Annotated in this window: 17 protein-coding genes; 11 read left to right on the forward strand and 6 right to left on the reverse strand. The window is 44.3% G+C overall.

Annotation, left to right across the window (positions count from 1 at the left end):
• The first annotated feature begins 96 nt into the window (after positions 1-96).
• Entirely contained in the window at positions 97-1134 is a 1038-nt protein-coding gene (locus tag BUB86_RS14685; protein WP_073210862.1) for an asparaginase, read from the forward strand.
• Here BUB86_RS14685 and nrdG read toward each other — a convergent pair whose 3' ends face one another.
• Positions 1135-1602, reverse strand: a complete 468-nt coding sequence (nrdG, locus tag BUB86_RS14690; protein WP_073210864.1) for an anaerobic ribonucleoside-triphosphate reductase activating protein — start codon at positions 1600-1602, stop codon at positions 1135-1137. It abuts the gene before it with no gap.
• Positions 1596-3701 carry an anaerobic ribonucleoside-triphosphate reductase gene (gene nrdD / locus BUB86_RS14695; RefSeq protein WP_073210866.1) on the reverse strand — a complete coding sequence of 702 codons (2106 nt, stop codon included), beginning with the start codon at positions 3699-3701 and terminating at the stop codon, positions 1596-1598. Before nrdD ends, nrdG begins: the two co-directional genes overlap by 7 nt.
• Before the next feature lie 541 nt (positions 3702-4242).
• On the opposite strand from nrdD, the gene rbr reads away from it, so the two are divergent.
• Positions 4243-4785, forward strand: coding sequence for a rubrerythrin (rbr, locus tag BUB86_RS14700; protein ID WP_073210868.1), 543 nt, complete (start codon positions 4243-4245; stop codon positions 4783-4785).
• Between the two features lie 35 nt (positions 4786-4820).
• Here the strand turns inward: rbr and BUB86_RS14705 are convergent, their stop codons facing one another.
• The gene (locus BUB86_RS14705) at positions 4821-5885 is read right to left on the reverse strand and encodes a UDP-N-acetyl glucosamine 2-epimerase (RefSeq protein WP_073210871.1); all 1065 of its coding nucleotides are present in this window, start codon (positions 5883-5885) and stop codon (positions 4821-4823) included.
• Positions 5886-6206: 321 nt separating this feature from the next.
• Between BUB86_RS14705 and BUB86_RS14710 the strand changes: the two genes are divergently transcribed.
• On the forward strand, positions 6207-6806 hold the full coding sequence (locus BUB86_RS14710; protein WP_073210873.1) for a riboflavin synthase: 600 nt from the start codon (positions 6207-6209) through the stop codon (positions 6804-6806).
• On the opposite strand, the gene BUB86_RS14715 is transcribed toward BUB86_RS14710, so the two are convergent.
• Together BUB86_RS14715 and BUB86_RS14720 are read right to left on the reverse strand one after the other, a co-directional pair.
• On the reverse strand, positions 6801-7472 hold the full coding sequence (locus BUB86_RS14715; protein ID WP_073210875.1) for an HAD family hydrolase: 672 nt from the start codon (positions 7470-7472) through the stop codon (positions 6801-6803). The two genes, BUB86_RS14710 and BUB86_RS14715, sit on opposite strands and share 6 nt — an antisense overlap.
• On the reverse strand, positions 7469-10093 hold the full coding sequence (locus BUB86_RS14720) for a 4-alpha-glucanotransferase (protein ID WP_073210877.1): 2625 nt from the start codon (positions 10091-10093) through the stop codon (positions 7469-7471). The genes BUB86_RS14715 and BUB86_RS14720 overlap by 4 nt, the downstream gene beginning before the upstream one ends.
• 98 nt (positions 10094-10191) lie before the next feature.
• Here BUB86_RS14720 and mltG point away from each other — a divergent pair, with 98 nt between their 5' ends.
• From mltG to BUB86_RS14755, 7 genes are all read left to right on the forward strand, one after another.
• Complete coding sequence (gene mltG / locus BUB86_RS14725; RefSeq protein ID WP_073210879.1) at positions 10192-11217, forward strand: endolytic transglycosylase MltG; 1026 nt, start codon at positions 10192-10194, stop codon at positions 11215-11217.
• Between the two features lie 28 nt (positions 11218-11245).
• The gene (locus BUB86_RS14730; RefSeq protein ID WP_254795185.1) at positions 11246-13075 is read left to right on the forward strand and encodes a glutamine--tRNA ligase/YqeY domain fusion protein; all 1830 of its coding nucleotides are present in this window, start codon (positions 11246-11248) and stop codon (positions 13073-13075) included.
• Positions 13072-14496 (forward strand): tetratricopeptide repeat protein, encoded by a 1425-nt coding sequence (locus BUB86_RS14735; protein ID WP_073210881.1) that lies wholly within the window; start codon positions 13072-13074, stop codon positions 14494-14496. The genes BUB86_RS14730 and BUB86_RS14735 overlap by 4 nt, the downstream gene beginning before the upstream one ends.
• Position 14497: 1 nt before the next feature.
• A complete protein-coding gene (locus tag BUB86_RS14740) occupies positions 14498-15136 on the forward strand; it encodes a DedA family protein (RefSeq protein WP_073210883.1) in 639 nt (212 codons plus the stop codon).
• A gap of 79 nt (positions 15137-15215) precedes the next feature.
• Positions 15216-16283, forward strand: coding sequence for a mannose-1-phosphate guanylyltransferase (locus BUB86_RS14745; protein WP_073210885.1), 1068 nt, complete (start codon positions 15216-15218; stop codon positions 16281-16283).
• Positions 16284-16289: 6 nt separating this feature from the next.
• Positions 16290-17378: a GDP-mannose 4,6-dehydratase gene (gmd, locus tag BUB86_RS14750; protein ID WP_073210887.1), complete on the forward strand. Its 1089-nt coding sequence runs from the start codon at positions 16290-16292 to the stop codon at positions 17376-17378.
• A gap of 69 nt (positions 17379-17447) precedes the next feature.
• Positions 17448-18701, forward strand: a complete 1254-nt coding sequence (locus BUB86_RS14755) for a GDP-L-fucose synthase family protein (protein WP_073210889.1) — start codon at positions 17448-17450, stop codon at positions 18699-18701.
• A 35-nt stretch (positions 18702-18736) separates the two neighbouring features.
• Here BUB86_RS14755 and BUB86_RS14760 read toward each other — a convergent pair whose 3' ends face one another.
• A complete protein-coding gene (locus BUB86_RS14760; RefSeq protein ID WP_073210891.1) occupies positions 18737-20227 on the reverse strand; it encodes a xylulokinase in 1491 nt (496 codons plus the stop codon).
• A 184-nt stretch (positions 20228-20411) separates the two neighbouring features.
• Between BUB86_RS14760 and BUB86_RS14765 the strand changes: the two genes are divergently transcribed.
• On the forward strand, positions 20412-20777 hold the full coding sequence (locus BUB86_RS14765) for a response regulator transcription factor (protein WP_013063705.1): 366 nt from the start codon (positions 20412-20414) through the stop codon (positions 20775-20777).
• Positions 20778-20779 lie beyond the last annotated feature (2 nt).

The raw sequence follows: 20779 nt of genomic DNA on the forward strand, positions 1-20779 counted from the left end.
TTTTATTTGTTAATAGGTTCTGCTTAAATTTTTTGCAAAGATACAGAAAATCTCGAATAAAAACACTATCTTTGCAGAAAAATTGAAACGTAAACGATGACGTACCGTAGTAAAGTCCTCCTCGTATACACTGGAGGCACCATAGGAATGAATCGGAACCCACGTACAGGAGCACTGGAGCCTTTCGATTTCGAACACCTATTATATAATGTACCTGAACTCAAGCAGTTTGACATTACCATTGAGACATACCAGTTTAACCCTCCAATCGATTCAAGCGATATGTCACCACGCATGTGGACAGACATTTCACATTGCATAGCCGACCACTATGATCTATATGATGGTTTCGTGGTACTGCATGGAACAGACACGATGGCTTATACCGCCTCTGCCCTATCCTATATGCTTGAGAACCTGACAAAACCCGTTATCTTCACAGGTTCGCAGTTGCCTATTGGACAGTTAAGAACTGATGGTAAGGAGAATCTGATTACTGCTGTTGAGATTGCCGCAGCCAAGGACCGTGAGGGTCATGCATTAGTTCCTGAGGTAGGCATCTATTTCGGAGGTCACCTGTTGCGTGGTAATCGAACCACCAAGCAGAGCGCAGAAGAGTTTAATGCCTTCGAATCGTTCAACTATCCCCATCTGGTTGATGCAGGTGTGAACATCACCTATCATCGTGACCGTATTCTGAAACCAGAATGGGACAAGCCGATGACTCCCCACTTCCGATTGGATAATAACGTCATTATTTTCTCCCTCTTCCCTGGCATCCGCGAAGATCTGATTCGCCATATCATCCATACGCCCAACCTGAAAGCCATTGTGATGCGTACATTCGGTAGTGGCAATGCACCTCAGCATCCTTGGTTATTAAATGCACTTCGTGAAGGAACACGTAATGGAAAAGTCATAGTGAATATCAGTCAATGTATGCAAGGAGCTGTAGAGATGAGCCGTTACGATTGCGGCTACCATCTGCAGGAGGCTGGTGTGATAAGCGGACGCGATTCTACAGTAGAAGCGGCCGTAACAAAACTGATGTTCCTACAATCACACTTCCCCGATGATCCGGACACGGTACGAAAGTACATGCAAATGAGTATCCGAGGCGAAATAACGTATTAATTACTGACGCCAAAAGCGTGAGGTGATATCTTCAAAGGTTCCATCGTCTTTCTGTCGATAGAGCCTTTGATTCGTTTTGGGATTCTTGAGCGGACCCAGATGTTTGATAAAGGGACCTATCTTAATGTAATCAAAATCACGCTTATTAATGACAGACGATATAATTGTCTTACCACTATACCAGGCTACCTTAAATTCAGGATGCTCCTCGTGAATATACAAAGCCAACTGATTTACTGCTTTCGGATCGGCATCACCTCCCATAAACGATATACATGTGATATCAGTACCAAACTTATCAACAAAAGCATCGATAGCATGAGTATCAAGTGGAAGACCTATATCATCCCAAAGATAATAACTATGACACCCAGGACAATGACACGGGCAATTACTAATGTTAATTGCCAGTGTCACTTCGTCGGGTATCTCTTGAAAAACTATTCCTGTGTTTACGTATTTCAGCATAGTTTATTCTGTCCTGCGTAATAGCGGCGAGATGCCTCCTCCTGACGGGCCTGAGAGAAGTTGCTGACGCGCTTGAGATAGCCGATAATACGGGTCATGTAGTCTACATTCTTAGAGTGGCAATGTGGGCACTCCTTCAGATAGCGCTTGTCAATATGACCGCACTCATTACATACCGTGTTAGGAATATTGAATGTAAAGTAGTTACATCCCTCCTTGGCGGCCACCTTCAACAAGTGCAGATACTGCTCCTTTGAAAGATGCTCATCAAGATTCATATGCAGAGCCGATCCACCAGTAAGATGCTCAATATATGGTGCACCATGCAACTTAAACTTATCGATGATAGTCAACGAATCGTCCTCAACAACATAGAAATAGCTGTTATAGCAGTCGCGTGGAACAAAGTATCCGTCCTCACGATCCCACTTAGCATGCTTAACACCTACGTTCTCTGCAGGAATCATCTCACAGTTAAACATCACATCCTTTGTACGATACTGACGGTTGTACTTCTCAATCAGTCCGAGGATGCCCTGAACAAAGTGCAGATAATCATCGTTTGGTGTTATCTTAAGTCCCATAAACTCGGCTGCCTCTACCAATCCGTTGATACCGATGGTAAGATACTGACGACCGATATTGATATAGCCAGCGTCGAACAGAGGCAGCATACCATTCTCCTGCAACTCTTTCAGGTTCTCATTGTAGGCCAGCTGCACCTTGTGGCAGAGATCAATCACATGACTCAGGTATTCCAGATAATCCTGATTGTGGTTAACTGCATACTGAATACAACGGTTCAGGTTAATTGTGAGCACACTCTTAGAACCTGTACTTACGCCACCAGCACCAAGGGTATAGCTGAATCCGTTATCGGTAATCTCGTTACGCAGACGACAGCAGCTTGACAATGAATCGGCATTATCACTCATATAGGTGAAGAACGAGTGACCCTCGGCATACATCTCAGCAGTAAAGTCGCCCCACTCCTTATCCTTGCACTCGCCATTCTCATCAACCAGCAGCGCCATGGTCTCAACGGGGAATGTGAGCAGAGTCTTGGTACGCTCAAGATTGAACCACTTCATGAAGCGCTTCTGCAACCAAGAAAGACCTTCCCAGTCGGGCTTAGAGCCATCGGGGAAGTAGAACTCTCCGAAGATACTCTCGAAATAATACTTATCGTAATAGGCGATGTTCCAGAACACAGCCTGATAATTACGTGCACCAGTAGGCTGATTCAGGGTATAGACAATCTGCTCGAAATAATCAGTAACAATCTTATCGATAGTACGCTGCTTCAGACTCAGGTCTGCCTGATCGTTAGCGCGCTTGTAGTAATCCAGTCCGTACTCCTTACCCATGAAATAGTTCATGTACATCAGGAACTCAGGAGTAGCACAAGCACCACTCAACATGGAGCTAACCATAAACACCATATTAACAAAGCCACCAGCAAACGACTTCATGTTGGTTGGTGCAGTTGAATTTCCACCAATAGCGATAGTACCACCAATCAACCAAGGATACATGGTGATTGAAGCACAATAGTTTGCCAACGATGTCTCGTCGTTCTTATATATAAAGTGGTGAGTCAGTTTATCGATGTACTCATCCGCCAACTGCTTGCCGTACATCTTTTTAATACGATCAGTCAGAAGTCGACGATTCAGACGAATGAAGTTTGACTTTGGCAACTCGCCAATCAGCGTTGCAATATTCTTATGCTCTACATTAGCATTAGCATCATACTTTGAACCGGTTGCAGCATTTACCGATTCGCAATACTCAGAAAGGAAAACCATCTTTTCCAGAGTTTCACGATCTTCAGAGTGAGTCTGTCGATAGAGGATGAACGACTTAGCTACCTTGTAATATCCTTCGCGCATCAGAGCTTCCTCCACTTGGTTCTGGATATCCTCTACGGTAATGTTGTCGTGCATGTCAAGATGATTAAGGATCTTAGATACGATTGCCAGGTCTGCTGGTTCTTGAACACTTTCGAATGCCTTTACAATAGCATTCATAATCTTGTCAAGTGAGAAAAGGTCTTTTGAACCGTCTCGTTTAGTGATGGTAAAGTTTTTAATTTCCATTTGTTGCTTATATTTTTTTAAGTTTACTATCTCTCTCTTTTTTTCAGTTTTCTTTTTTTGGAAACTTTTTTGTTTTTTAATTCGGAAAAGTTTTCCAAAAAGAAAATCCGAATTCGGTTGCAAAGATACTAAAATTACACAAACTAGCATTATATGATTCAATAAAAAAACTACAAAAGAATGTTAATAGCAATTCAACATTCTCTAACTTCAAATTATAACATTCTGATTTTCAGAATATTAATACAGAAACCACCAAAACACACGACAACATACCGCCATTCCCAAAAGTAAACCCAGATATTACAAACAAGCAAAAACATAATTCTTCATAAACCGGAACAAGATTTTCTTTTTTGGAAACTTTGATTTATAAACGAGAGCAAAAGCTTCCAATTTTATCAAACTTCACCTACTCAATATATATACACGCGCGTACCTTATCCTATATTACATAAAAGTAGTTAAATATTTGTAGATTTGAAAATAAAGTTGTATCTTTGCCCCTGAATACATAATATATAAACTAAACAATACAATTATGAAAGAACTGAAAGGAACAAAAACAGAAAAGAACCTGCAGGAAGCATTTGCAGGTGAGTCAATGGCACGCAACAAGTACACCTACTGGGCATCAAAAGCCAAGAAGGATGGATTTGTACAGATAGCAAACATCTTTGAAGAAACTGCAGCTAACGAAAAAGAGCATGCAAAGATGTGGTTCAAACTGCTGGAAGGCGGTGGCATCAAGACTACTCTCGAAAACCTTGAGGCAGCTGCCAATGGTGAGAACTATGAGTGGACCGACATGTATGCCCGTATGGCTAAAGAGGCCCGTGAGGAGGGATTCAACGAAATTGCCATCAAATTCGAACTTGTTGCTAAAGTCGAGGCAGAACATGAGGCCCGTTATCGCAAGCTTCTTGACAATGTGAAGAAGGAGCGTGTATTCTCAAAAGAGAACGATGTCATCTGGCAGTGTTCAAACTGCGGTCACATCGTTATCGGAAAGAAAGCGCCACAAATATGCCCCGTATGCGATCATCCGCAGGCATACTTCCAGGTAAAAGCAGAAAATTATTAAAGTCCCCTATCCCCTCCTAAACAGGAGGGGAATACTCATGGGGCGAGTATAATTTGAACGATGCGCTCTGCCGTACGACCATCCCAACGGTCAGGTAGAGCGCATTTCTTCCACTCACCAGCAACCATCTTAACCATTTCTGTACGTAGTTTTTCAGCATCCTCGCCTACCAACACGTTAGAGCCCACATTTACAGTTTCCTGATGCTCTGTATAATTGTTTAATGTAATACAGGGCACACCATTAAACGTAGCCTCCTCTGACACATTACCAGAATCTGTAATAATGCCAAGCGCATGAGCTGTCAGCCATCCGAATTCCAGATAGCTAAGTGGATCAACAATCTCGATTCCAAGATTCAAGCCTTCAACCACCTTGCGAGCATTACCACGCAAAGGAGCCACGATGCGAACACCATTAGCAGCCTCAACCATAGCCTTCAACATACGCTCCAAGTTTTCCTCATCAGCAATGAGAGCCTTACGGTTCAATGTAAACACCAGGTATTTCTTCTCTTCTAACGAAGGTATGGAAGCCGGTTTCTTCAATCTGTCATAGTTATAGCGGAGTGTATCCATCAGAATATTACCCACCATATAAGTCTGGGAATTCTCTGATTGTTCGCGAGTGGCAACGCCTGTACTCTTCACGCCAGCAGTAAACAGATAGTCAGATAAAGCATCAATCACCAAACGATTAATTTCCTTAGGCATATTGATATTAAACGAGCGTGTTCCAGCCACCAGATGGGCCAATCGGATACCACGCTTCTTAGTAACAATCGCAGCAGCCATAGTAGAAGCCAAATCATCAACCACAATCACCACATCTACAGCATGCTCATCAAGAAAAGCATCAAATCGAGCCATCACCTGACTAGTAATCTCATTCAGACTCATTGAGTCAACACCTAAATAATATTGCGGGCGTGGCATCTGCAAATCCTCAAAAAGCGAAGGTTCAAGTGTGGGATCATTCTCACTACCAGCATAAACCAACAAACAAGTTGCTTCTGGATTCTTATTAATAGCTCTAACCAGAGGCGACACTTTGACGAAATTGGGGCGAGCACCCGCTATGATACAAACTGTCTTTGCCATAATCTTTCCTATTTTGAGTGCAAAGTTAAAGAAAAAGTTCCGATTTACCAAGAAAAACGGCAAAAGGTTTGGATAAGTCACAGATTATTTGTATCTTTGCAGCAGAAACAGTGGGTCGTGCCTGATAGATCGGGATACTCTACATTAAAAAATCAAATCGGGATCGTTTCCCTTGCCAATGGCGGGCCACGATTATCCTTTATGAGGAGAGCAGCAATGCCGGTGGATTACAACAGCGGGGAGCCCCCAAATCGTGTGAAACAGGAGTTTTCACCAAATCATCGGCACGTACCCTTTTCTTTTTAATCTAAATAGACAATTATGTTTTCCGGAATCATCGAAGAATTTGCTACTGTAACTGCTATCCGCAAGGATCGCGAGAATATAGATTTCACCTTGAAGTGTTCATTTGTCGACGAGCTGAAGATCGACCAAAGTGTCGCTCACAATGGCGTGTGCTTAACCGTTGTTGCCATCGAAAATGGCACATATACTGTTACGGCCATGAAGGAGACACTTGATCGAACCAACCTTGGATTACTGAAGGTGGGCGATAAGGTAAACGTAGAGCGCTCGATGCTGATGAACGGTAGATTGGATGGACACATCGTTCAGGGCCACGTAGACGAGACTGCCCGCTGCATCGCTGTAGAAGATGCCGATGGTTCAACCTACTTCACTTTCGAATATCCAGAAAACAGAGAAATGGCAAAGAAAGGCTATTTTACTGTCGACAAAGGTAGCGTAACAGTAAATGGCGTTAGTCTAACGGTCTGCAATCCTACATCAAACACCTTCCAGGTTGCCATTATCCCCTACACCTTCGAGCACACTAACTTCTGCGACATCCGTGTAGACTCAGTTGTCAACCTCGAGTTCGACATCCTTGGCAAGTATATCGCTCGCCTACAGCAGTTATAGCAAATCTGATGGTTTTGAAACGAATGTTTCTGCACCATGTTCGATGAGGAATTCGCGATTGCGGAAGCCCCATAGCACAGAGATACAAGGAATGCCTGCATTATGGGCCGTTGCTATATCTACATCGCTATCGCCAACATAGACGGCAGAGTTTTCCTCATCCCTAGCCCCTCCCCCTAAGGGTCGGGGAATACTGAGAGAATCAAAGGCGGCAAAGACGGTATCTGGAGCAGGCTTTTTGCGGATGCCTGCGGCTTCGTTTTCACCTATAGCCACTTCGATGGTATCTGGAAAGAAATGATGACAGAGTTCTACTGTCGCAGCCATCATCTTATTGCTCACTACAGCAAGCTTACATCCACGAGCCTTTAACTCAGCCAATATCTCAGGAATACCTGGATAAGGACGAGTTGTATCAAGCGAATGATGCATATAATGCTCACGGAACGTAGCAAAAGTTGCTTCAAAATCCGGATTCGCATCGCCATCAGGGATAGCTCGTTCCATTAGTTTTCGTACACCGTTTCCCACGAACCTACGCACATCATCAATAGAATGCTCAGGCATTCCGTGAGTGCGAAGGGCATAATTACAAGAGGCTGCAAGATCAGTAAGAGTATCTAGCAACGTACCATCAAGGTCGAAAATATAAGTATTGTATTTCATCTTTTTGAACGCTGAATCATGGTTTTCACCTTATTATTATATTTATCGGCCTTTAGTAATTCTTCGATTGTTATATGCATACGATATTTCCAACGATTATACGGATCGCTGGGCACGTTTATTCGTTCTTCTCGAGGATTCTTACTTCGCAACTCACTATCCATAGCCAACCAATCTTGCAATGAAAGCATGCAAAGCATAGATGGACAATACAAATGGCGACCAATAATCTCCTCAGCCAAATGAGCCGGTAACTGCTCTGGAGCCCTACCCTGTTTCTGCAGCATCGATACAAAGTATCGCTGGGTACGTTCTGGACTCTCACTCCACCACAGACGCAGAGGCGACATGTCGTGAGTAGAGATAGTAGCTACTGAACGATAAGGATTGGCGTCAAGATGCGCGAATTCATAGCCACTCTGTTTGGGCATCGACTGGATTTCAAGCGTCAGAATGCGGAGCTGGTCGAGCACTGGAGCCACACAATCTGGCAACATACCCAAATCTTCACCACAACAAAGCATACGGGTTGTTCCAAACACATTAGTAATTTTGCGAATAGCCTCAGCCCCCCAGAAGAAGTTATGACGCTGATAATAATAGTTGTTATATAGTCGCATAAACGCGTCCTTCTCTTCTGATGACAGAGCATCGAATACAAGCTCGCCAATCACGCCTATACGAGGATGATACATCTCCGGCTGTTGTGGATCTTCAAGGAAGAGTACACCGCTTATCAGTCGATAAAGTCCATCACGAATCCACAGACTATTCTCATCAGTACGACCCTCGAAAGCTGTTTGAACCTTTTTCTGAGTATCATAATCAGCCTTCAGATCATATAGTCCATAACTACGAGCCACCAGAAAATGCTCACGAACATAAGGCGCATGCAAGCCAAAGAGCTTATCCAGCACCCTATCATTGATAAATGGACGAGTAAAAAGATCTTTACGGAAAGGCAAGCCAAAATACTCAATCTCACCAACAGTCATAGGCAGCGATGGTGAGAAATGGCCCAAGATACCAAACACAGCATCTTCAGGAATCTCCCATATTCGGAAGAATCCTAGTATATGATCGATACGAATCGCATCGAAGTACTGCTCCATCCAGTTCAATCGACGATGAAACCAATCCACAACGCCCGTTTTCCAATTATAGGTGGGGAAGCCCCAGTTCTGTCCGTTCTGCGAAAAAGCATCAGGCGGTGCACCCGTCTGGGCATCAAGATGGAAGAAATCAGGATGAGTAGCAGTCTCCACGCTATCACCATTTACACCGATAGGCACATCGCCTTTAAGGAAGATTCCTTTAGAACGGGCATAATCTGCAGCCGTTTTTAACTGTTGATGAAGATGATATTGAATATAATAGATAACAGCGATACTACTATAAACTGATTTAGCCAAAGACCAATTAGCATAAGGCTCCAACCATTCCTTATTCTCAGCAAACCACGATTTAAACTCCTTTGAATCAAGCGTTTGCTGCCCACGTTCGCCAAATACATCTTCTATATAAGCACGTTTAACCCTATCAACGGCCTCATAATCGCTATAGCCTAAAGCATTCAATTCCTGACGTTGACGATGATAAGCGGTCATCTTAGTCTTATTCTTCAATACACCAACAGCCTCTAAATCCAGATAATGTGGATGTAATGCAAAGGCCGAAACAATATTATATGGATAAGAATCGCTCCAGTTACCAGAGCTGGTTGTATCATTTACAGGCAACAACTGGATGGCCTTCATCCCCGTTGCTACGCACCAATCAACCAATCTGCAGAGATCACCAAAATCTCCTACACCGTACGACTCTTTGCTTCGCAATGAGAATACGGGCACTACGACACCTGCTGCACGCCAAATATGTTCTCTTACTCTCAGGCTCTCGCCGTAAGCCACAAGAACCGTTCCATCAGGAACCATCGATTGGTCAGCGGGCAATAGACCTTCAGTCGTGCGATTATCCCCCTCTTCCCATGCCACCAGAGCATGAGTCTCGTCATCAACAATTACATATTTATACTCAATAGGCAGTAACACCGCATCTACATTCACGGATAGCAACCACTCAAAGCAACCTATTGACTCCATTTTCAGATATCGAGCCACATTCCAACTGCCTAAGGCAGGATGTGAACCTACGATGGCCACCGATTGACCTTTCTGCAACTGTGGCGCAGACACTCTGAACAGTATTGTCTTACGATAAAGTGGCACACGCAGAGGTTCCACCTTACCATCACCAGCCATCCCCATCGTGGTAAGATAAGCCTTACTATATAAATGATACTGCAAGGACACATCACGCCATTGATCAGCCATCACATAACTCTTCGACGTATCAAAATAATATATTCGGGGAATAGCATTCCACTCCCTACGTATCACATTACCATCATTATCCTCAACCTGATAATGATATAGGAAAGACGCAATGGGATGTTTACGCGACTCTAGCACCGTAGTTTCCAGCGACCACACCAAACCATCGGTAGTAACCATCATCAGACGTTCAGTTTTTTCGGTCTGATCTGTACTCCGATATGTGATCACCACATAGAGGTTTTGCCCCCATTGAGTGCCATATTGTATAGAAAACTTAAGTTTCATATGTTATATTTTAGGGCAAAGATACAAAAAAATGGGAAATTAGCGATAAGAGTGAAGAGATTTTTGTAACTTTGCAGCGTTTTTTCAAGATTATAAAGATGAATTGGTTTAAAAAGTCAAGGTATCTGGTTCCTATTGCAATATGCTTCATTGGAATCTTGGCCATCGCATATTACTATTTTGTGGGGAGTTTTTCAAAACTCAGCTCCACAGAATACGTGTATATCGATGACAATGATAATCTGGATTCGGTTTGTGCCAAGTTAGAACCCATAGCATCATACCATGGTCTCATTGCATTTAAAATGATGTCACGTCATGGTGGATATTCCGACAACATACGTAGCGGACGATATGCCATCACTCCTGACCAAAGTACAATCCGGGTTTTCCGTAACCTGAAGAATGGCCATCAGGAGCCTGTAAGACTCACCATACCCGAGAGTCGTACCATGGATCGCTTGGCGGGTTATCTCTCAAAGAAACTGATGATGGATAGCGTCGCTGTAGCTATTTTACTCAGCGATTCGTCATTCTGTGCTCAGCAGGGATACGATACAGCAACTATTGCTTGTCTTTTTATCCCCAACACATACGAGGTTTATTGGAACATCTCCATCGAGAACCTGATGAAGCGCATGAAGAAAGAGAATGAGAATTTCTGGAACACGCAGCGCACTATCAAGGCCGATGCCCTCAACCTAAGCAAAGAAGAGGTATGTACGATAGCCAGCATCATCGACGAGGAAACTGCAAACAATGCAGAGAAGCCGATGATAGCAGGTATGTATCTCAACCGTCTCAAAGCAGGAATGCCGCTTCAGGCCGACCCAACCATCAAGTTCGCTTTGAAGGATTTTGCCTTGAAACGCATCTATCACAACATGTTGCAGTTTGATAGTCCCTATAATACCTATAAGAATACAGGACTCCCCCCAGGACCTATCAAGATTGCATCCGTAGCAGGTATCGATGCCGTACTCAACCGTACTGCTCACGACTATCTGTATATGTGCGCCAAGGAAGATTTCTCTGGCACCCACAACTTTGCCAAGACCTATCAGGAACACCTGAAGAATGCGGCCAAGTATTCAAAAGCACTTAACGAAAGAGGAATTAAGTAATTGACAGTTGATAATTGATAATTAAGATATGGAAGAGATTATTAAGAACGAAAGCGAGGAGAACAAGGCTGCGAGTAAGCGAGAGCATAGTCAAACTTGTTTGAACAATGCCGAGCGTGAGCAGGCTAGAACAGAGGTCAAGTCGGTTAGCTTCATTGAGCAGAAGGTAATCAATGATCTGGCTGAGGGTAAGAACGGCGGCAGAATGCAGACCCGTTTCCCACCAGAGCCCAACGGCTATCTGCACATCGGACACGCAAAGGCTATTGCCATTGACTTCGGACTGGCCAAGAAATATGGCGGTACCTGCAACCTGCGCTTCGACGACACAAATCCCATCAAGGAGGATACAGAATATATCGAGAGCATCGAGAACGATATCAAATGGCTTGGCTTCAAGTGGGCTAATGTCTACTACGCCAGCGACTATTTCCAGGAGCTTTGGAACTTTGCCGTTTGGTTGATTAAACAGGGACGTGCATACGTTGATGAGCAGAGTGCTGAGGTGATTGCCCAGCAGAAGGGAACTACCACAAGCCCTGGTACCAACAGTCCTTTCCGCGACCGTCCAGTAGAAGAGAACCTCAAGTTGTTCGAGTTCATGAATAGCGGCAAGTGCGAGCCAGGAACACTTGTTCTTCGTGCCAAGATCGATATGGCTCACCCCAACATGTTGTTCCGCGACCCATTGATTTATCGTGTTCTCAACATCCCCCATATCCGTACAGGCAATAAGTGGAACGCCTACCCTATGTATGATTTCACTCATGGCCAGAGCGATTATCTGGAGGGTGTAACTCACTCATGGTGCACACTTGAGTTTGTAGAGCATCGCCCCTTGTATGATTTGTTCGTTACATGGATGAAGGAATGGAAGGGCGAGACTGACAACATCGAGGACAACCGTCCACGCCAGACAGAGTTCAACAAGCTGAACCTCAACTACACGCTGATGTCAAAGCGTAATCTGCTGGCATTGGTAAACGAAAAGCTTGTGAATGGTTGGGATGACCCCCGTATGCCAACCATCTGCGGATTCCGTCGTCGTGGCTATAGTCCAGAAAGTATCATCAAGTTCATCGACAAGATTGGTTACACCAAGATCGATGCACTTAACGACATGGCTCTGCTTGAGAGTGCCGTTCGCGACGACTTGAATGCGCGCGCCATCCGAGTTAGTGCAGTTCTTGATCCTGTAAAGGTGATCATCACCAACTATCCTGAGGATCAGGTTGAGCAGCTCACAGCCGTCAACAATCCAGAGAACGAGGCCGACGGTACTCATACTGTCGAGTTTACACGCGAGCTTTGGATTGAGCGCGACGACTTCATGAAGGAGGCCGAGAAGAAATTTATGCGCTTGGCTCCTGGCAAAGAGGTTCGCCTGAAGAATGCATACATTATTAAATGTAATGAGGATCACCCATGCGATGAGGACGAGAACGGCAATGTAACCACTATTTACTGCACCTATGACCCAGAGTCGCGCAGTGGTCTTCCTGGTTCAAACCGCAAGATTAAGGGCAAGACGCTGCATTGGGTAAGTTGCAAGCACGCCGTTGAGGCTGAGGTACGCCTATACGATCGTCTGTGGAAGGTTGAGAACCCTCGTGACGACATGGCCGCCATCCGTGAAGAAAAGAATTGCGATGCAGTTACCGCTATGAAGGAGATTATCAATCCCGATTCACTCCACATTATCAAGAACTGCTACATCGAACCATTCGCAGCTGATATGAAACCGCTCACCTATCTGCAGTTCCAGCGTATCGGATATTTCACTCCTGATACAGACTCTACTGCCGAGAAACCTATCTTCAATAAGACTGTAGGACTTAAGGATACTTGGAAGAAGTGACGGATCATACAGAGTATTTTGAAAGCGAGGATTTTAAAGAAATCCTGAGACAATACGAAGAGTCAGTCAAGTCGGGCGAGCGCATCTACATGGACGCCGACGACTTGGCTGATGTCGCTGATTATTATCATTATCACAACCGCATAGACGAAGCAAATGCGGCCATATCTCTGGCTATGGAATACAATCCAGAAGCAGTTGGCCCAATGCTATATAAAGCCCGCGAAGCATTAGAAGCTAAAGACTTCGAAACGGCAGACAAATATGCCGACAGAATCACCCCACTCGACACGCTTGAAGCTGTATATTTACGTGCAGAGATTCTAATCAAGAAGAATGATATTGACAAAGCTGACACCATTCTTTCAGAATACTTTAAAAACGACGTGCCAACCGACGAATACACAGATTTCGTCAAGGGAGTAGTGCAACTATACTTAGACTACGACCAGTTTATGAAGGCATTTGAATGGATAGCCCGTTTCACAGGTGCCGAGTCCGAAGGTCTAAAGGAGCTCATGGCCCGCACATTATTTGGATTAGGTAAATATAAGGACAGTGAGAGACTCTTCAATGAGCTTCTTGACAAAAATCCTTACTCGACCAATTATTGGAATTCCTTGGCAGGAGTTCAGTATATGAAGAGAGACTACAATGCAGCTCTAACCTGTAGCGAATACGCCATTGCCATTGACCCCAATGATGCCGATGGTCTGCTGTCAAAAGCCAACACCCTATATACTTTAGGTAATTACGACGAAGCATTGGTTTACTTCCAAAGGTATTCCGAAAAAATGCCAAACGACGAATTCAGCTATCTTCATCAAGCACTATGCCTTGTCAACAAAGGTAAGAACGAAGAAGGCCTGGAATTATTAAAAAAAGCCGTCAGCGTAACACCTGTAGAATCGATTTATCTACCAGAGATTTATCAGGAAATGGCGTTTATCTATAGTAAAATAGGCGATGTTGAGAAAGCTCTTCAGTGTATTGACCTGACCGACAAACTGGATTGCGACCATCTCCACATGGCTGTCATGCGAGGGCATGTCCTGTTATCAAACAAGAAAGAAAAAGAAGCGAGACAAGAATTTATCAAAGCATTAGAACTATCACATAATGATCCTAAGATAAAACTGAAGATTATTATATCTTATCACGACAATATGTACTTGAATGAGGCATATAAATTATACTTGGGATTCTTCAAGAATGTCGACGAAAACTGGAAAGAAGGCTATTCCTATATCGCCTTATGTTGCAATGACTTGAAGAAAGAAGACGAATTCTTGTGCTACCTCAAGAAAGCCTGTGAATGCAATCCTGATGAGGTAAAAGCAGTATTAGGTGAATTCTTCCCTGAGGATTTGGATCCAAAGGACTATTACAATTATGCATTAAAACATTTGAACAATCATTAATATGAATTTTATTACCAACATTCTCAATTATCTCGGCTGGTATCCCACCATCTTCTTTCTGATGTTATTAGAAAGCACAGTAGTTCCCGTACCATCAGAGTTTGTTGTTACCCCAGCTGCATATCATGCAGCAAGCGGTTCACTTAACGTTTTCCTGGTTATTCTTTTTGCAACACTTGGAGCTGACGTCGGCGCCAGTATCAACTACTTTGTAGCACTATATGTTGGACGTCCTGTTATATACAAGTTTGCCAACAGCAAGTGGGGCAAGATGTGCCTGCTTAATCAGGAGAAGGTTGAGAAGAGCGAGAAATACTTTGACGATCATGGCATTGCTGCAACCCTTACAGGACGTTTCGTTCCTGTCATCCGCCATCTCATTTCCATTCCCGCCGGTTTAGCTCGTATGCATTATGGCAAGTTCATCTTGTTCACTACAATTGGTGCAGGCGGATGGCATAGTGTTTTGGCCATCTTGGGATGGTATTTGCACGCTATTGTTCCCGAAGATCAGTTGAATAGCAAAATCAGCGAGTATGCTGAATATATCAAATTTGCCATTCTTGGACTTATCGTGGTAGCTGCAATTTACTTCGTTATCAAACGAAAACTTAATCATAAGCAAGAAAAGACAGCGTAAATAACATTTTTTTGCTTAATTCTTGCTTATTTCCATAATTATTCGTATTTTTGCACATTATTATCAGCAAACAACGATTATGGCAAGAACAAACAACCATTTAGTTATCATGGCCGGCGGCGTAGGTAGCCGATTCTGGCCAATGAGCACTACCGAGAACCCGAAACAGTTCATCGACGTTCTCGGCGTTGGAAAGACATTACTTCAGTTAACGGTAGAAAGATTTGGCAATCTGGTTAAGCCCGAAAACATCTGGGTAGTTACAAACCAGAAATATCAGGACATCGTCAAAAAGCAGTTACCTGATATGCCAGCAGGAAACATCCTCTGCGAACCATGTCGCAGAAACACAGCACCATGCATTGCATATGTTAGTTGGCGCATCAAGTCTAAAGATCCTAAGGCCAACATTATTGTGACCCCAAGTGATCATATTGTTACTGACAAGAATGAGTTCCAGCGTGTTATCAAGGAATGTATGCAATTCACTAGCGAGACCGACGCTATTGTTACTCTAGGAATGAAACCCAACCGCCCTGAGACAGGCTACGGTTATATCCAGGCCGATCTCAGCACAAGTTCACTTAGAAACAAGGAAATCTTCAGAGTTGACTCATTCCGTGAGAAGCCCAATCTCGAAACAGCTCAGGCTTACATCAAAAAGAACAACTATTTCTGGAATGCAGGCATCTTTATATGGAATGTCAACACCATCGTCAATGCATTCCGCATCTACCAGCCTTCTATGGCCAAAATATTCGAGTCATTACTCCCTATATATGGCACAGATCAGGAACAGGAAGAGATCAACCGTCTGTTCCCTGAATGCGAGAACATCTCAGTAGACTACGCCATTATGGAGAAGGCTGAGGAAATTTTTGTCTGTCCTTCAGATTTTGGTTGGAGCGACCTTGGCACATGGGGTTCACTCCACGAGCAAAGCAAGAAAGATCTCTACGGCAATGTAAGCATTGGTGAGGACATCAGTCTTATCGAGAGCCACAATTGTATCGTGCATACGATTCAGGAAAAGAAGGTTGTCATACAGGGGCTCGATGGATATATCATTGCCGAGAACGACGACACTTTGCTGATTTGCAAACTGTCTGAGGAACAACGAATCAAACAATTCTCAGGAAACAATTAATAACTTATGGATAAAAAAGTAGCTCTTATCACTGGTATAACCGGTCAGGATGGCTCATACTTGGCAGAATTCTTAATAGAGAAAGGATATGAGGTGCACGGACTCATGCGCCGTTCTTCATCATTCAACACAGGCCGCATCGAGCATCTCTATCTCGATGAGTGGGTACGCGATATGAAGAAAGCACGTCTTGTAAACCTCCACTGGGCCGACATGACAGACTCATCTTCTCTGATTCGCGTCATCTCTAAGATTCGCCCTACCGAGATTTATAATCTTGCGGCCCAAAGTCATGTTAAGGTATCTTTCGATGTACCTGAGTATACTGCCGATACCGATGCTAATGGCGTTCTCCGCCTGCTCGAGGCAGTTCGCATCGCAGGTTTGGCCGACACTTGCCGCATCTATCAGGCCTCTACATCCGAGCTTTATGGTAAAGTTCAAGAAGTTCCACAGTCAGAAACCACCCCATTCTATCCTCGCTCTCCATACGCAGTTGCCAAGCTCTATGGCTTCTGGATTATGAAGAACTACCGCGAGTCATATAACATGTTCTGCTGCAACGGTATCCTCTTCAACCACGAGAGTGAGCGCCGAGGCGAGACTTTCGTAACCCGCAAGATCACCCTTGCTGCAGCACGTATAGCTCAGGGATATCAGGACAAGCTTTATCTTGGAAATCTGAATTCACTCCGCGACTGGGGATATGCCAAGGATTATATCGAGTGTATGTGGCTCATCCTACAGCAGCCCGAACCCGACGACTTCGTAATTGCCACTGGCGAATACCATACTGTACGCGAGTTTGCCACTCTCGCATTCAAGGAAGTAGGCATTGAACTCGAATGGCGTGGTGATGGTGTCGACGAGAAGGGTTACGACAAGAAGACAGGCAAGGCTCTGGTCGAAGTCGATCCTAAGTACTTCCGTCCTGCCGAGGTTGATCAGTTGCTTGGCAACCCTGCAAAGGCAAAGGCGAAGTTAGGTTGGAACCCACAGAAGACCTCTTTTGAGGAGCTTGTTAAGATTATGGTTCAGCACGACATAAAGTTCGTCAAGAAGCTCTTCCTTAAAGCTCATTTAGAAGAAGAATAATTCATCCCTAAACTCCCCTCCTCTTGGGAGGAGGGGCTAGGGGTGGAGGAGATAAATAATGTTCGACCGATGTTAAATAAAGATAGTAAAATATATGTAGCGGGACACCACGGACTTGTGGGTTCCGCTATTTGGAATAACCTGCTCCAGCGAGGATTTAGCAACCTAGTTGGTCGCAGTCACAAAGAGCTCGACTTGACCGATCAGGTTGCAGTCAAGAAGTTCTTCGATGAGGAGCGCCCCGATGCAGTTGTATTGGCAGCAGCATTCGTTGGTGGCATCATGGCCAACTCACTCTATCGTGCAGACTTTATCATGATGAACATGAAGATTCAGTGCAATGTCATCTCTGAAGCTTATGCTCATGGCGTCAAGAAGCTACTCTTCCTTGGTTCTACCTGCATCTATCCCAAGAATGCGCCACAGCCCATGAAGGAAGATTGCCTGCTGACCAGTCCGCTGGAATACACTAACGAGGAGTACGCCATTGCTAAGATTGCCGGACTTAAGATGTGCGAGAGCTATAATCTGCAATATGGCACCAACTATATTGCCGTCATGCCAACCAACCTCTATGGCCCCAACGACAACTTCCACCTGGAGAACTCCCATGTCATGCCAGCCATGATGCGAAAGATTTATCTGGCCAAGCTCATCCATGATGGAGCATGGGACAAAATAGCCGTCGACCTCAACAAACGTCCCGTTACCTACAAACTCCCCACCTCTGAGGAAACCGCTCGACCCGAAGGGGCGCTTGCTACCGAAGGGACGCAAGATAGGCAAGGGGTGGAGGCGATAGTTAATGCTACATCTTCTAAAGAAGAAATCCTTACAGCTTTAGCCCAATACGGCATCTACGACAACAAAGTAGTACTTTGGGGCACAGGCACTCCCCTTCGCGAGTTCCTCTGGTCCGAAGATATGGCCGACGCCTCAGTACACGTATTGTTAAATGTCAATTTTAGCGACATTATTGGCATAGAGAAATATTCATCTGTACACTATGGCACAAGTACCGATGGAGCCGTCGACCGCAACCACTCTGCAGGTCGCGGTGGCGCCATCCCTAAACTTGGCGAAATCCGCAATTGTCATATCAATGTAGGCACAGGGAAGGAGCTCACCATTCGCGAACTCTCAGAGCTCGTAGTTAAAGCTGTAGGTTTCGAGGGTGAGGTTGAGTTTGACACTTCCAAGCCAGATGGCACCATGCGCAAACTCATTGATGTCTCCAAGCTCCACTCTCTCGGTTGGACACACAAAGTCGAAATCGAGGATGGAGTACAGAAACTATTTGAATGGTATAAACAAACATTATAAAAAGAAACCCGCCGTTTGGCGGGTTTTCTTTTTATTTAAAGATTCTTTTTCAAAGTTTCTTTCCATGCAGCATAAGCAGCTTGATACTCAGCGCGATGAGCAGCATCAGGCTCAATCACCTCCAGCTTATCAAGCGAAGCAAAAGCCTCAGCAGCATTAGCATAGATGCCAGCACCCAGACCGGCACCCTTAGCAGCTCCTACCGAACCATCGGTATCATAGAGCTCGATAGTAGCACCACTAACACCAGCCAATGTATTGCGGAACAATGGGCTCAAGAACATGTTGGCCTTACCAGCATGAATCTTCTTGATATCCATACCCATCTGCTGCATAATCTCCATTCCATAACAGAATGAGAATACGATTCCCTCTTGGGCAGCACGAACCAAATGAGCCTTATTATGCTTATTAAAGTTCAAGCCATTAATTGAACAGCCAATCTCCTTATTCTCCAGTACACGCTCGGCACCATTACCGAACGGAATAACTGTCACGCCCTCACTACCGATGGGCACGCTAGCAGCCAGATCATTCATCTCTGCATAACCAATCTCTGGAGTGATGTTACGATGTGTCCATGCGTTCAGAATACCCGTACCGTTAATACACAGAAGCACACCCAGACGAGTCTGTTCTGCAGTATGGTTCACATGAGCAAAAGTGTTTACACGGCTCTGTGGATCATAGTTCACATCACCCAGCACACCATATACTACACCCGAAGTACCTGCAGTAGCGGCAATCTCACCAGGATTCAGTACATTCAGCGACAGAGCATTGTTAGGTTGGTCACCACCTCTATATGTAATAGGTGTGCCGGCCTTCAAACCCATCTCTGCAGCAGCCTCAGCACTAACTACGCTCTGCTCTGCAAATGTTGGAACGATATCAGCAATCAGCGATCCATCAAATCCATAATAATTCATCAGGAAGTCAGCTACTTGATTGTTCTTGAAGTCCCAAAACATACCTTCTGAAAGACCGCTAACAGTAGTGTTGGCTACGCCACTTAGTCGCATGGCGATATAATCGCCAGGCAACATGACCTTATAAATTTTGCTGTAAACCTCAGGTTCATTTTCCTTAACCCATGCCAACTTAGCAGCAGTGAAGTTACCTGGAGAATTCAGCAGATGGCTCAGACACTTATCTGCACCTAAATCCTTAAAAGCCTTTTCACCGTAAGGAACGGCGCGAGAGTCACACCAGATAATCGCTGGGCGTAATGCCTTCAGATTTTTATCTACACAAACCAGACCATGCATCTGATACGAGATACCAATAGCCTTAATCTCCTCAGCTGTAGCATCAGCCTCTTTCATTATCTTCTGCAGACTCAGTTTGGCATTATCCCACCACATCTGAGGATCCTGCTCAGCCCAACCGGCCTTAACAGCCATGATGGGAGCCTCCTTTTCCGGATAGAAAGCAGTTGCTACACACTTGCCGTTATCGGCATTAACCAATGATGCCTTCACTGACGAGCTACCGACATCGAAACCTAATAGATACCTATTTGCCATAATATTTATTAATAAATCTTTATTTATAGTACGTTTCAGATGCAAATTTCCCTATTTTTTTCCAATAAATCGACTTTTTTCCTTAAAAAAGTGATTTTTTTACGCATTTTTGAGTTGAATTAAAATAATTTGTTTACCTTTGCACATAGAATAACGTAATTACCAGAATTAATATCATTCATATATGAAGAAAAAAATACTAATACTTGACGACAAAGAGACCATTGCAAAGGTTCTCTCTATCTATCTGATGAGCGACTACGATGTTCAGTGGTTGCCCGATGGTCTTCAGGGCGTTAAATGGCTGCAAGCTGGTAACACCCCCGACCTCATCATCTCTGATATTCGTATGCCAGGAATGCGTGGCGATGATTTTTTGGAGTGGATTAAGCAGAACGAGTTGTTCAAGCAGATTCCCGTCATCATGCTTTCCAGCGAAGACTCCACCAGTGAGCGCATCCGCCTGCTGGAGATTGGTGCAGAGGACTATATCGTCAAGCCCTTCAACCCCATGGAGTTAAAAATACGTGTAAAGAAGATTATTCCCTAAAT

The sequence above is a fragment of the Xylanibacter ruminicola genome (assembly GCF_900142525.1).
Taxonomy (GTDB): domain Bacteria; phylum Bacteroidota; class Bacteroidia; order Bacteroidales; family Bacteroidaceae; genus Prevotella; species Prevotella ruminicola_A.

Excerpts from the sequence above, each read along its gene's own strand:
- BUB86_RS14765 (WP_013063705.1), top strand. The coding sequence starts at position 20,412 with ATGAAGAAAAAAATACTAATACTTGACGACAAAGAGACCATTGCAAAG.
- mltG (WP_073210879.1), top strand. The coding sequence starts at position 10,192 with ATGAATTGGTTTAAAAAGTCAAGGTATCTGGTTCCTATTGCAATATGC.
- nrdD (WP_073210866.1), bottom strand. The coding sequence starts at position 3,701 with ATGGAAATTAAAAACTTTACCATCACTAAACGAGACGGTTCAAAAGAC.
- BUB86_RS14755 (WP_073210889.1), top strand. The coding sequence starts at position 17,448 with ATGTTAAATAAAGATAGTAAAATATATGTAGCGGGACACCACGGACTT.
- BUB86_RS14740 (WP_073210883.1), top strand. The coding sequence starts at position 14,498 with ATGAATTTTATTACCAACATTCTCAATTATCTCGGCTGGTATCCCACC.
- BUB86_RS14760 (WP_073210891.1), bottom strand. The coding sequence starts at position 20,227 with ATGGCAAATAGGTATCTATTAGGTTTCGATGTCGGTAGCTCGTCAGTG.
- BUB86_RS14710 (WP_073210873.1), top strand. The coding sequence starts at position 6,207 with ATGTTTTCCGGAATCATCGAAGAATTTGCTACTGTAACTGCTATCCGC.
- BUB86_RS14720 (WP_073210877.1), bottom strand. The coding sequence starts at position 10,093 with ATGAAACTTAAGTTTTCTATACAATATGGCACTCAATGGGGGCAAAAC.
- BUB86_RS14705 (WP_073210871.1), bottom strand. The coding sequence starts at position 5,885 with ATGGCAAAGACAGTTTGTATCATAGCGGGTGCTCGCCCCAATTTCGTC.
- nrdG (WP_073210864.1), bottom strand. The coding sequence starts at position 1,602 with ATGCTGAAATACGTAAACACAGGAATAGTTTTTCAAGAGATACCCGAC.
- gmd (WP_073210887.1), top strand. The coding sequence starts at position 16,290 with ATGGATAAAAAAGTAGCTCTTATCACTGGTATAACCGGTCAGGATGGC.
- BUB86_RS14730 (WP_254795185.1), top strand. The coding sequence starts at position 11,246 with ATGGAAGAGATTATTAAGAACGAAAGCGAGGAGAACAAGGCTGCGAGT.
- BUB86_RS14745 (WP_073210885.1), top strand. The coding sequence starts at position 15,216 with ATGGCAAGAACAAACAACCATTTAGTTATCATGGCCGGCGGCGTAGGT.
- rbr (WP_073210868.1), top strand. The coding sequence starts at position 4,243 with ATGAAAGAACTGAAAGGAACAAAAACAGAAAAGAACCTGCAGGAAGCA.
- BUB86_RS14715 (WP_073210875.1), bottom strand. The coding sequence starts at position 7,472 with ATGAAATACAATACTTATATTTTCGACCTTGATGGTACGTTGCTAGAT.
- BUB86_RS14685 (WP_073210862.1), top strand. The coding sequence starts at position 97 with ATGACGTACCGTAGTAAAGTCCTCCTCGTATACACTGGAGGCACCATA.